A 12,217-nucleotide genomic window follows, 5' to 3' on the forward strand; every position below is an offset into this window, starting at 1 on the left:
CCTGCGATACTGCGTTCCTATCGCAACTTTTTCTGTCTTGCAAGTGTCTTAAACTGAGTTGTTAGCCTAGCGAATGTCCAATGCAAATCGCTTAATCGTTGTCTTGTTGGAGCACCATGGATAAGTCCTTAGAAAAATCCCTTATTGTCTGGCTTAAGTCGCAAAAAAAAGCCTGTGGCTTGTTTCTTAAATTATCAGTATGGCTTGGGATGCTAAGTGCAATTGCTATGGTGGCTCAGGCGTTTATTATTGCCACTATTCTCGATGGCGTGATTATCGGTAATAAGCTTCTCCCCCTTGCGGATACAGCATCGTCCGTTGCCATTAATGCCAGCAGTTACATCCCCTATTTTATAGCCTTGATTGGCTTAATCTTGCTGCGATCATTGCTTGCCTATGGTCGTGAGCGGGCAAGTTTTGAGGCGGGCAAGCGTTTACGCAGCCATATACGTACGCAAGTTTTAGATAAACTCACTAAACTTGGCCCTGCATTTATTAAAGGTAAACCAGCGGGGAGTTGGGCCAGTATAGTCTTAGAGCAAGTTGAAGATTTACAAGACTTTTATGCCAGATATTTACCACAAATTACCTTAGCAGGATTTATCCCTATTCTGATCCTTGCAGCCGTTTTCCCTATTAACTGGGCCGCAGGTTTAATCCTATTGTTAACCGCTCCTTTAATTCCATTATTTATGATTTTGGTCGGTATGGGCGCCGCCGATGCTAATCGCAAAAACTTCAATGCATTGGCCAGACTAAGTGGACATTTTATGGATAGATTAAAAGGTTTAAGCACCTTGAAACTATTCCACCGTGGTGATGCAGAACTTAAGGTGATCGCTAAAGCGTCAGAGGAGTTTCGCAGTCGCACTATGTCGGTACTGCGCATGGCTTTTTTAAGCTCGGCGGTATTAGAGTTTTTTGCAGCGGTATCGATTGCGGTATTAGCGGTTTACTTTGGTTTTAGTTATTTAGGTCACTTAGATTTTGGCTATTACGGGCCTCACGCCAATATCACTACCGATACGAGTTCTGAGCTAGGAGGTATTCCTTTTAGCTTGTTTACGGGTTTGTTTATTCTGATCTTAGCCCCTGAGTTTTATCAACCGCTGCGGGATATGGGCACCCATTATCATGCTAAGGCGCAGGCCATTGGTGCTGCCGAAGCCTTAATCACCTTACTTGAACATCCAGAATCTGAGACCACAGGCAAGATGAGTCTAAAGGGTATCGATACTGTTAAAGGGGGCAATCTTGAAGTCTTTAGTATTGATGGTACGCGATTATTAGGCCCTGTGAGTTTTGAGCTAAAAGCTAATGACCGCTTAGCATTAGTGGGACCAAGCGGAGCGGGTAAAACCAGTTTACTCAATGCCTTACTGGGATTTTTACCCTACAAAGGGCATTTACTGATCAATGGATATGAGTTATCTGCAATCGATCTTGCCAGTCTGCGACAGCATTTAGCTTGGCTTGGGCAGGAGCCGCAGTTATTTCACGGTACAGTGCGTGACAACGTCGCATTGGCTGATACTTCAATGACGGATGAGCAGATTTGGGATTTGTTAACTAAGGCCAATATCGCTGAATATGTTAAGGCACAAACCTTAGGTTTAGATTCGCCTATCGGTGAGCAATCTTCGGGTTTATCCGTTGGTCAAGCTCAGCGGCTCGCCCTCGCCAGAGCCTTAGGGCAAAAAGCAAGTCTATTTGTACTTGATGAACCTACCGCAAGTTTGGATAGCCGAAGTGAGCAGCTAGTGAGTTCAACCCTTAATCAGGCGATGCTAGGTAAGATGTGTATTATGGTGACCCACAGGTTAGATCAACTAGATCAAATGGATACTATTCTTGTGCTCGATAAGGGCTTAATCGTGCAACAGGGTAATTTTGCATCCTTATCTACAAGTGATGGGTTATTTCGAACTATGTTGCGTGAGAATGTAGAGTCTATTGCGGATATCGAGCTTGTGCCTTTAGATACGATCACCCAAGAAGGAGCTTCATTCGATGGTGTTCTAGATACGGCCAAAGGAGCTGGCCAATGAAAGTGCTGATCCCTTTTATTCGTCTGTTCTCGCGTCAATGGTTGATGATGTCCGTAGGTTTGCTGCTAACGCTGATCACCTTAATGGCTGGTATAGGGTTACTGTCACTGTCAGGTTGGTTTCTTTCGGCCACCGCAGTCGCAGGTTTAACCATAGTCACCTCTCAAGCATTCAACTTTTTTACCCCTGCTGGTGGGGTACGTTTCCTCTCCATTGCTCGCACTGCGAGTCGCTATGGTGAGCGTTTAGCGACCCATGAGGCAACCTTTAAGTTACTAACTGAGCTTCGGGTTTGGGCATGGCGAAAACTTTTGCCTCTAAGTGCTAAGAACCTACAAGGGCTTCGCCGTGGTGACATGCTTAACCGCTTAGTTGCCGATATCGATACCCTCGATCACTTATACCTGCGACTCCTCACGCCCATGGCGGCGTCATTGATGATGACGGGGCTTTTGTATCTGTTTTTAGCATGGTTTGACGCTAAACTTGCGCTGAGTTTATGTTTATTCTTAGTCGCCGTTTGGCTTGTGATGCCCTTGCTGTTTTACCGATTGGGACATCAACCGAGCAGAACTATGCTTGAGACTAAGCGTCATTATCGGGTGCAGTTACTGGATATGTTACAAGGCCAAGCCGAACTCAGCCTATTTGGTGCGAACGATAGATATCGGCAGAGGCTCAATCAAGCAGAGGAAAGTCTGTTTAAAAGCCAGAGCGCGATGGCCAATATTACGGCGCTAAGCCAAGCCATGTTGATCCTCTCCACGGGTTCAGCCCTTATTATGATGCTGTATTTAGCTGCCAATGGGGTGGGTGATGCCGTGCCGCCGGGGCCCATGTTCGCACTGATGGTGTTTGCGACCATGGCGTGTATTGAAATGATGATGCCAATTGCTGGCGCATTTCAGCATCTTTCGGGCTGTGTACTTGCCGCAACGCGGATTAATGAAATCACCGAACAAGAGGCTGATATTCAATTTGTTGCCGATAATGGCCTTCGGGCACATTCAGGCGCATTACAGATTGAAGATATTCACTTTGGTTATAGGGAAGGCCAAAGCGTGCTACAAGGTTTGTCCCTTGAGATAAAAGCCGGACAAAAAGTGGCGCTATTGGGGGCTACGGGGTGTGGTAAATCGAGTCTATTAGCGTTGATTACCCGTGAATGGCAAGCGCAGCAAGGGGATATTAAGCTTGATGGTCATCTACTGTCAGACTATAGCGAGCGTGGTCTTAGGGATGCGATAACCGTCGTCAGTCAGCGGATCTATCTGTTTGCGGGTACGCTGAGGGAAAACCTCGTGCTCGCCTTACCTGTTATTGATGGTGAAAAACGCACCGCCCACGACGCGCGTTTGGTTGAGGTATTGCAACGTGTAGGGCTAGGTGCGTTGCTTACGGGTGATAAGCCGCTGGATATGTGGATTGGTGAAGGTGGGCGCCAACTTTCTGGGGGCGAGCAGCGCCGTATTGGTGTCGCAAGGGCGCTGTTGCGTGATGCACCACTGTTATTGTTAGATGAGCCGACAGAAGGACTGGATAAACGCACTGAACGGGAAATTTTAAGTTTACTATTTGAATTTGCTAAGGATAAAACCTTATTAATGATTAGCCATCGTTTGACTGCGATGGCGAAGATGGATCAAATTCATCTGCTGGATGGGGGCAAGATTATTGCCTCAGGTAGCCACCAAAGTTTGATGCAAAACTGCCCTGCCTATCAGGCCCTTTACAAGCGTCTTGGTTAATCACCTTTAGTCGGCCGTTATTTGCGTTAAACACTGAGGCAAATTTTATGAATAGTGTGATACCTGAAAGTCTTGCACCACAAATCGATGCCCATTTTAATGGCAAGTTTGAGGTAGAACTTAAGTATCGATTGACCGATCGCGAAATGTTTTGGGCGCGGTTACACGCTAAATCCCCCGAGGTGATGCTTGAGGATAACCTTGAGCATGATTGTTACTTTGACTTGCCTTCAGCGTCTTTAAAATCTGAACATAAGAGCTTATGCATCCGTGAGATGCAGCCTTCTGGTATTATGCTGTGGATAGTGAAAGGCCCAGAAAAGGACCGCTGCGAAGCCGTGAATATTACTGATGCGACTAAAGCCAAGAGTATGTTGCATACCTTAGGCTATGAGTGTGTGCTCGAAATGAAAAAGCGCCGCAGTATTTATTTTCTCGGTGAGTTTCACCTGACAGTCGATCATCTTGAAGGTCTGGGGGATTTTGCAGAGTTGGCAATAATGACTAATGATGAATCCTTATTAGCCATGTATGAAGTTAAGTTATTGCAACTTGCTGAAGATTTAGGACTGAGTGAAACACAGCGAGAGTTTTTATCTTACCGTGAACTAAAGCAAGCACTGAACCTAAGGACATTTTGAGTTAAGTTAAGGATGCTTGCGAGGATAAAATCAAATCCTTTTGGATTTATACTCCGTGTTGCTGTGTATTGCGTAGCAGTGGCTATTCAAATTAAGGAAAGCGTGAAAGCTAACCTAAGCGTTGAGAAAAAGCCAAATAACGTTTTACTTCTGCTTCAGGAAATTTCAATTCACCATTTTCTTGAACACTGGAAAGCAAATTTTCCCGGGCATAGCGTTTAATGGTCGTTGGGGTTTTATCCAGCATTTTGCAAACTTCATCTAAGGTTAATAATTGCTCACTCATGGCGTACTCTCATATGTTGGTTGAAATATAACTACAAGAGTATAGGACAAGAATAAAACCACAGTGCTTAACTGCTCGCACTGTGGTGTTCATGGAGTCAGCTTTGTTGGCGTTTGGCCTCGCGAGTTTCATACTCCGCACCTAAATGCCCCTTTGCAGCGGTAATTGCCATCACTGCGCGAGACTTAAATTCGCGGCGATATAAAGTAATAACCACAAATAAGCTAGCTGAAATAAAGAGGGTAGGGTGAACAAACCAGCAAAGCACCGCCATGGAGAAGTAATAGGCCCGTAGACCATAGTTATAGGAATGGGCGGCCTGATCTTGCACTGTGGCCATCTGCCTTGCATAGCCCCTAAGATTTTCGTTTGAACCATCAGCATCTAATGGGCCCGCACCAATCATGACGTTTACAAAGCCATATTGGCGCATTGACCAAGTGAATTGGAAAAAGGCCATCACAAAGATCCCAACAAGTAGAGCTAGCTTAACTTGCACTAGTGCATGATTGGGTGGCGCGGCAAAAGGGATGGTCGCAATAACACTTTCAAGACGCTCTACTTGCGCAAATAAGGTAAGTACACCCGCGAGTACAAACAGCGTCGTTGACGCAAAAAATGCAATATTGCGCTCAAGGTTCGCCAGTAGCGCAGCATCACCTACACGTACACCACGGGTCATCACTTCAAGCATCCAATAAATCCTGTGCTTGTGTAATCCACGGGCGATGCAGTTAGTATCCCTTGCTTTACGCCGCGCAAAAGCGGTATAGCCAGCCCAAGAAACGATAAACCACACCAATGCAGAAATATCTAACAGCGAAAATGTCATAGCTACCTTATTTTAAAGTCAAAAGCCGAAGTCAAACATCATCAAGTCCAATTGCACAGTGATTATGAAGGCTTTTATCTTCTAGGCGCAATCCCCTCGTATCACTTTGAAATCCATCCTATTCACAATTTGAAGCCGCTCACATTGGTTTTGAAGCCTCTCGCAGGGTGAGACTCAGTTTGGGAGAAATTCTTGTCAGGTAAGTTAGTTAGAAAAGTGCGTTTGTACTGGTCATATCTCGAAGCAAGCCACTTGGGCATTAAGCGTCCTTATGCTATCGCGTTAGACGCTTGGCTCTGACCGTTGTTTCCCGTCGTTCGATTGCGGCATTGCGGCCGAGGTGAGTCAAAGTCGTGGGACTTCACCCCCTGTTTTTTAATCAAGAGTTTAGTCAAGAGTCGACCAAGGATGACTGCTCGTCCTATCCTCCTTGCTCATCGTTTTCACATCAGCCAAGACGCCCCTAGCGGAGTTGAAAGCCCCTTGGGCATTAAGTGTTCTAATGCTATCGCGTCAGACGCTCGTCCCTGATTCGACTGACGCTATCTCGGCATCTGATAGGCAGGATGCTCGAATGTCGTGAAGTGCATGGTCAATGATGTTCCATACATCATTCTGACATTTCCCATTTCCCTATGGATCAGATGCACGAGAACGACCATGCCTCGCTCACGCAACAAACGTAAATGCCCTGCGGCAACTCAGAGGGGAAGGTGAACTCCTGACGCAACTGTGCGAGCTATTAATCTCTAAAGATCTGCGCCTGTCCAGTTTTTTGGGAATACATTTATCTTTTTAAGAGTTAAATTTTGATGGCCCAAATCCCAACTATGTTGCCGGTAAAACCAGGAGCAACACCATCAAAATTAACTCCCTCACATTTCAAAGTTTCTTGTCTTAGCCCTGAAATTGCACTATTAGCTGTGAAATATTTTAATGCGTTAGCAACAAATGATGCCGGAGAGTACTGCAATCCCGTGCCCTCACCCATAGGGGTGTTAGGATCTAAAGATGGATAGGCATAAACAAGACTTGACCATAAATTAGGATAGTTATTCTCTAATTTTTGACAGATCTGATACGCTGATAAAAAATGACCTTCAGCAGATTTAATGACATTTTCCAGTTCATCTTTGATATTTTTATATTGCATTTAAATCGTCCTTTTATTTAAAAACACACTAGTTATTTATGCTGTAATTTTAATCTCAATACAGGATGGGTCGATCCCCAGAGACTTAGCTAACCCAGCCTTAGCTTCGCTCATGGTAAGTGGCTTCACGTCTGGAACTAAGTTGATATTATCTTCAGGAAACTTTTTCCATTCGAGTTTAGACATATCTATACTGTATTTGTCGTTAAGTTCTTCTATATTAGAATAAGCAACTGGATTCCTATTCCCGGTCCAAACATTAGGAATATTGATTTCTGCATACTCACTGAACTGAATGGTCAATCGATTAGCTTCTGGTGAATTAACTATATTCGATATCTTACCCACAACAAATGCAGAACCTTGTTTGATATCAGTATTACTTGGAAAATGTTCACGTAAAGTATTGCTTTTTGTAGCTACAATATATGAACAACTCTCCAATCTTGCTCTATTTGCAGACCAATACCCAGATCCTCCCTCATTGAACATCGTTTCCAAAGGCTTACTTGTAAAAACCATTACTACATTCATAGATGCCACACCAATTGATAAATATATGTAAAACATATCATAAAAACGACAGAAGTATATATAAATTTATATATAAGTTTATATATAAATTTGGTGAAGTATTTCGATGACATGCCATCGGCTTTGCGAGCTAGTGATCGATGCTATTGCAGAGCAGATGGTTAAGACAATAACTGAGTGCGAAAGTAGATAACACCGCGACAGGCCCTGCTGCGCCCCCGCAAAAAGGCTTTTAAAGGGGGGGGCATCGAGCCCTCTTGGATGAGTTTATGGTGTGTCACTGGAATGCAAGTATTTAATCTTTTAGCGAATCAGAAAAGAGATAGGGCATGCATAACTCTTTCAATGTGAGAAGTTAACTCTGCTGTCACGGAAGTTCACCGATCCCCTGCTAAGTTATTGCAGCGTGTTGAAGAAAATAGTGTGAGCTCGGCGGGTTGTTCTAGTGCATTAATGCACTTCACGAGATCCTGTTGTCATGAATGAGATAAGTGGTCATTTCTAGGTTTAACGAGATTCCCATTGTTAAATTTAGCGACAGGTATACTCGGGAATTAACGAGATTAAGTACTTGCATGGAAGTGACCGTTGGCGGCAAGGATGCCGCCGTCGAGCCCTCAGGGATGAGTTTACGGCGTGTCACTGGAATGCAAGTACTTAATCTTTTAGCTAAAAAATGGGATGTCCATAACTCTTTAAGGATTAACTGCTGACACAGAGGCCACAGCAGTTCACCTCCCTGCGATGCTAGTGTCTAATGCATGTAAATTTGCTAGGTGTGTCTTGTCTGTTTGTGAAAACAATAGCAAGGAGGATAGGATGAGCAGTCCTCTTTGTTGGATTTTTTATTAAAAATCAAGCTGTTAAGTGAGGCTGCTTTGATTTTGATTTTTATTAATGTAAATAAAAAAGCCAGACTCAGTCTGGCTTTTGTTCAATTCTCACTGGTGAGAGATATTATTCTTCACTATCACCCAGTGACAGTAACGTGGCGTTACCACCGATGGCGGTGATGTTGTTGGTGCGGGTCTTTTCAGTCACAAAACGGGTTAAGTAGTGTGGACCACCGGCTTTAGGGCCTGTGCCTGACAGACCTTGACCACCGAAAGGCTGTACGCCCACCACAGCACCGATTTGGTTACGGTTAATGTAGACGTTACCCACGTTCACTTTGTCGGCAACTTCCAAGGCATGGCCTTCGTTACGGCTATGGATACCTAAGGTTAAGCCAAAACCTGTGCTGTTGATTTCATCGATCACTTTGCCAAGATCTGCCGCTTTATAACGGATCACATGCAGGATTGGGCCAAAGTGTTCTTTCTCTAGCACTTTAATTGAATCGATTTCAACCGCAGTGGGCGACACGAAGTGACCATTTTCAGTGCCCGCAGGCAGTGGTATTTGCTTGATAAGCTTACCGACTTGCTTGATATGGTCGATGTGGGCATCTAAGTTAGCTTTGGCGGTGGCGTCAATCACTGGGCCTACGTCGGTTTTCACTGAACTTGGGTTGCCAATCACTAATTCATCCATCGCACCTTGCAGCACATCGATCACGCGATCAGCGATATCTTCTTGGAGGAAGAGTACGCGCAGCGCCGAGCAGCGTTGGCCCGCACTGGTGAATGACGATGAAACCACATCGTTCACTACTTGCTCAGGTTGAGAGGTTGAGTCCACCACCATGGCATTTTGACCGCCAGTTTCGGCGATTAATGGAATAATCGCGCCTTCGCGGTTGGCGAGTGTGCGGTTAATCAGTTTTGCTGTGCCAGTTGAACCGGTAAAGCATACACCACCGATACGTTCATCGGCCGTAATTGCGCTACCCACAGTCGCACCAGTACCCGGTAGGAATTGTAGCACCTCGACAGGAATACCCGCTTGGTGTGCTAACTGCACTGCACGGTAACCAATGATTGAAGTCTGTTCAGCAGGTTTAGCTACGACAGTGTTACCCGCAGCGAGGGCTGCCGATACTTGGCCTAAGAAGATAGCCAATGGGAAGTTCCATGGGCTGATACAGACGAACACACCGCGACCTTGGAGGAACAGTTCGTTCAGTTCACCCGTTGGGCCTGGAAGCAGTTCAGGTTTTGCCATCATCTTCTTGGCTTGTACTGCGTAGTAACGACAGAAATCAACGGCTTCACGTACTTCATCGATACCGTCTTGAATGCTCTTGCCCGCTTCACGGGTACAAAGCGCGATCAATTCTTCACGGTTTTCTTCTAATAAATCCGCTAACTTTTGCAGTGCAGATGCACGGGTTTCTACTGGCGTACGTGCCCAAGAGGTAAATGCCGCTTCGGCGGATGCCAGTGCTTGTTCGATAGCAGCTTTATCTGCAAAGGCCACTTGACCCACGGTTTGAGTGGTATCGTATGGGCTAACAACCGTTTTATGTTCACCAGTTAAGGTTTTACCGTTAACCAGAGGGCCCGCTTGCCATTGGGTATTTTTAAATTTGTCTAAGGCTGCGAAGAATGGCTCAGATTCGGAAATGATGTTCATATTGAGTCCCTTGGAATTTTTGCGATCACTACCGAAAATGTCGGTAGGTAAAACGATTCTGTTGTTAGCCAGGGTTTTATAGCCCGTCAGTGTTGTTAGCGGATGTACCACTAATGACTCGATGGGGGTTTTAGGATCGACTAGTTTGTGGACGAACGAAGTATTCGCGCCGTTTTCCAGCAGGCGACGGACTAAGTAGGGCAGCAGATCTTTATGGGCACCGATAGGCGCATAGATACGTACCGCTTTCGCGCCAGCTTCCGATAAAATAGTGTCGTACAGTTCTTGTCCCATGCCGTGTAAGCGTTGGAACTCATGGTTACGATCGCCCGCCATATCGGAAATCGCCGCCACGGTTTGCGCATTGTGGCTAGCAAATTGTGGGTAGATAGCACCACGAGTCGCATCCGATAACAGGTAACGTGCACAGGCTAAGTAAGATACGTCGGTACCGGCTTTACGAGTGTAGAGAGGATAAGCGGCTTCGCCAGCTTGCTGCGCCCATTTAAGTTCGCTATCCCAATAGGCACCTTTTACCAGACGCACTGGGATTTCATCGCCTTGCTCTTTCGCCAAGCGAGTTAACCATACCAGCACAGGCAGGGCGCGCTTAGAGTAAGCTTGAACAACGATACCCAGTAATCCCCAGCCCTTAGTGGCTTCAGAATTAAACAGTTTTTGGAACAGTTTCAGTGATAACTCGAGGCGATCGACTTCTTCAGCATCGATAGATATACCGATATTTAAGCCACGTGCCAGCTTAATCAGGCGAATCACTGTATCGTACAGCTCAGTTAAAACACGATCTTCATTGGCCACTTCGTAACGTGGGTGCAGTGCCGATAGTTTGATGGAGATAGTTGGGCGCGGTGATTCATTTTCGTTATAGCTTTGAGCACCGAGTTCGGTTATCGCATTGGCGTAATCGGTATAGTATTTATCGGCATCTTTGCGAGTTAACGCCGCTTCGCCCAGCATATCGTAGGAATGGGTATAGCCTAATTTGCGCTTGTCTTCGCTGTTTTTGAGCGCTTCTTTCATCGTGCGGCCAAGGACAAACTGTTTACCCATGATCTTCATCGCTGCCATCATGGCTTGACGGATCACGGGCTCGCCGAGACGATTGACTAAACGGCTGAGTAGGCTGCTTGGGGTGCCATCGAGTTTTTTATCTAAACTAACAATTTTCCCCGTGAGCATCAGGCCCCAGGTCGATGCGTTAACCAGCACTGAGTCACTTTTACTCATATGCTCATCCCACTTAGCGCCTGAAAGCTTATCTTCAATTAGCGCATCTGCGGTGGCGGCATCGGGAATACGTAACAGCGCTTCGGCTAAGCACATCAGGATAATGCCCTCCTGTGTTTCTAGGCTGTATTGCTGCAGGAAGGCATCAATGCCAACCATTAAGCCTTTTTTCTCAAATTGACGAACCTTGTTGACCAGTTCATGAGCTCGACGAGTGACACGCTCTATGGCTTCATCACTGGAGGGCACTAGTTTGATTAGCTCTGACAAGTATTGTTCTTCATCGACAATGTAGTTGTCGCTGATAGCTTTGAACAGTTCGTCGAGATTGGCAGAATCGTAGCGGCCTGCCAGCACTTCACTCGCTTTGAACATAGTTATCGCTTCCATCTTGGCCGTTATTGGGGCGCTATTGTTGAAACAAATAGGGAGGCGCGAAACGCATTTGATATTTTGTATACAATATGAAGGTTTGCGCGCGCAGATTATACAAGCAAAATGTGACGGACAACACTATCGAGAGGAAGAATGTGAAGAATGTTTAACTGAGGCGTAAATGAATTGATGTAACGCTTAATTGACAAAAAGCCAGTGGTTTAAAACACTGGCTTTTTGCTCGATATTGATTAGGTCCAGAATTACATCCAACGCTTTTTGTTACGACGTTGTGGTCTGGGGAGATAGACTAAAATCATACCCGCAATTAACCCCGCCCCTGCAATCAATCCACCCTGACGCCACAATTCGAAGCGCTCATCTTGGGCGCTTCGATCAACAGCGACTTTTAAATTATCCCGTTCTTTAATTGTTTGTTCCAAGGTATTTTCCAGCTCACTCAGCTTGGCTTTTAATTCGATAACCTCACCAGCATGGTTATCTTTTGAATTAAACACCTCTGCTAATTCCGCCTTTGCCTTAGCTAATTCATCTTTTAAGACTGGTACTTGCTCACGGAAACTTTGATTCGAGCTAATTAAATTGGTAAGTACCCAACCTTCTCGGCCTTTGTGATCAATTATTTTTGAATAATCACCTTGGGTTTCATTTAAAAAGGTAACAGGTTGACCCGCTTCAATGGAACCTAAAATACGATAATCTGTACTTGGACCATTTAAAAGATAAAGAAACACGTTATCCGAGATGTAGCGGGATTGGCCTTCGGCCAGCAGGTTGGGAGATAGCAACATCATTCCCACCAGAGTCAGGAGTCTTA

9 protein-coding genes are annotated in these 12,217 nt (G+C 45.4%); 3 read left to right on the forward strand and 6 right to left on the reverse strand.

The annotated features are described in order from the left end of the window. Positions 1 to 116: 116 nt before the first annotated feature. Genes cydD through cyaB form a run of 3 tightly spaced genes read left to right on the forward strand, consistent with a single transcriptional unit; the run spans position 117 to position 4,437 of the window. Positions 117 to 2,048 carry a heme ABC transporter permease/ATP-binding protein CydD gene (gene cydD / locus SPUTW3181_RS04335; RefSeq protein WP_011788215.1) on the forward strand — a complete coding sequence of 644 codons (1,932 nt, stop codon included), beginning with the start codon at positions 117 to 119 and terminating at the stop codon, positions 2,046 to 2,048. Continuing rightward, a complete protein-coding gene (gene cydC / locus SPUTW3181_RS04340; RefSeq protein WP_011788216.1) occupies positions 2,045 to 3,796 on the forward strand; it encodes a heme ABC transporter ATP-binding protein/permease CydC in 1,752 nt (583 codons plus the stop codon). Before cydD ends, cydC begins: the two co-directional genes overlap by 4 nt. Positions 3,797 to 3,843: 47 nt before the next feature. Further along, positions 3,844 to 4,437 carry a class IV adenylate cyclase gene (cyaB, locus tag SPUTW3181_RS04345; RefSeq protein ID WP_011788217.1) on the forward strand — a complete coding sequence of 198 codons (594 nt, stop codon included), beginning with the start codon at positions 3,844 to 3,846 and terminating at the stop codon, positions 4,435 to 4,437. A gap of 109 nt (positions 4,438 to 4,546) precedes the next feature. Here the strand turns inward: cyaB and SPUTW3181_RS04350 are convergent, their stop codons facing one another. From SPUTW3181_RS04350 to SPUTW3181_RS04375, 6 genes are all read right to left on the reverse strand, one after another. After that, on the reverse strand, positions 4,547 to 4,723 hold the full coding sequence (locus SPUTW3181_RS04350; protein WP_011788218.1) for a helix-turn-helix domain-containing protein: 177 nt from the start codon (positions 4,721 to 4,723) through the stop codon (positions 4,547 to 4,549). Between the two features lie 97 nt (positions 4,724 to 4,820). Beyond that, on the reverse strand, positions 4,821 to 5,555 hold the full coding sequence (locus SPUTW3181_RS04355; protein WP_011788219.1) for a DUF599 domain-containing protein: 735 nt from the start codon (positions 5,553 to 5,555) through the stop codon (positions 4,821 to 4,823). A gap of 802 nt (positions 5,556 to 6,357) precedes the next feature. Continuing rightward, positions 6,358 to 6,708: a hypothetical protein gene (locus SPUTW3181_RS04360; RefSeq protein ID WP_011788220.1), complete on the reverse strand. Its 351-nt coding sequence runs from the start codon at positions 6,706 to 6,708 to the stop codon at positions 6,358 to 6,360. A 36-nt stretch (positions 6,709 to 6,744) separates the two neighbouring features. Continuing rightward, positions 6,745 to 7,242: a hypothetical protein gene (locus tag SPUTW3181_RS04365; protein WP_011788221.1), complete on the reverse strand. Its 498-nt coding sequence runs from the start codon at positions 7,240 to 7,242 to the stop codon at positions 6,745 to 6,747. A 957-nt stretch (positions 7,243 to 8,199) separates the two neighbouring features. After that, the gene (putA, locus tag SPUTW3181_RS04370) at positions 8,200 to 11,394 is read right to left on the reverse strand and encodes a bifunctional proline dehydrogenase/L-glutamate gamma-semialdehyde dehydrogenase PutA (protein WP_011788222.1); all 3,195 of its coding nucleotides are present in this window, start codon (positions 11,392 to 11,394) and stop codon (positions 8,200 to 8,202) included. 248 nt (positions 11,395 to 11,642) lie between these two features. Continuing rightward, positions 11,643 to 12,191: a TIGR04211 family SH3 domain-containing protein gene (locus SPUTW3181_RS04375; protein ID WP_011788223.1), complete on the reverse strand. Its 549-nt coding sequence runs from the start codon at positions 12,189 to 12,191 to the stop codon at positions 11,643 to 11,645. Positions 12,192 to 12,217: the final 26 nt, after the last annotated feature.

It is taken from the genome of Shewanella sp. W3-18-1 (assembly GCF_000015185.1).
Classification (GTDB): Bacteria; Pseudomonadota; Gammaproteobacteria; order Enterobacterales; family Shewanellaceae; genus Shewanella; species Shewanella putrefaciens.

Coding starts and splice junctions, on each gene's coding strand:
- cydD (WP_011788215.1), top strand. CDS start 117: ATGGATAAGTCCTTAGAAAAATCCCTTATTGTCTGGCTTAAGTCGCAA.
- cydC (WP_011788216.1), top strand. CDS start 2,045: ATGAAAGTGCTGATCCCTTTTATTCGTCTGTTCTCGCGTCAATGGTTG.
- cyaB (WP_011788217.1), top strand. CDS start 3,844: ATGAATAGTGTGATACCTGAAAGTCTTGCACCACAAATCGATGCCCAT.
- SPUTW3181_RS04350 (WP_011788218.1), bottom strand. CDS start 4,723: ATGAGTGAGCAATTATTAACCTTAGATGAAGTTTGCAAAATGCTGGAT.
- SPUTW3181_RS04355 (WP_011788219.1), bottom strand. CDS start 5,555: ATGACATTTTCGCTGTTAGATATTTCTGCATTGGTGTGGTTTATCGTT.
- SPUTW3181_RS04360 (WP_011788220.1), bottom strand. CDS start 6,708: ATGCAATATAAAAATATCAAAGATGAACTGGAAAATGTCATTAAATCT.
- SPUTW3181_RS04365 (WP_011788221.1), bottom strand. CDS start 7,242: ATGAATGTAGTAATGGTTTTTACAAGTAAGCCTTTGGAAACGATGTTC.
- putA (WP_011788222.1), bottom strand. CDS start 11,394: ATGGAAGCGATAACTATGTTCAAAGCGAGTGAAGTGCTGGCAGGCCGC.
- SPUTW3181_RS04375 (WP_011788223.1), bottom strand. CDS start 12,191: ATGTTGCTATCTCCCAACCTGCTGGCCGAAGGCCAATCCCGCTACATC.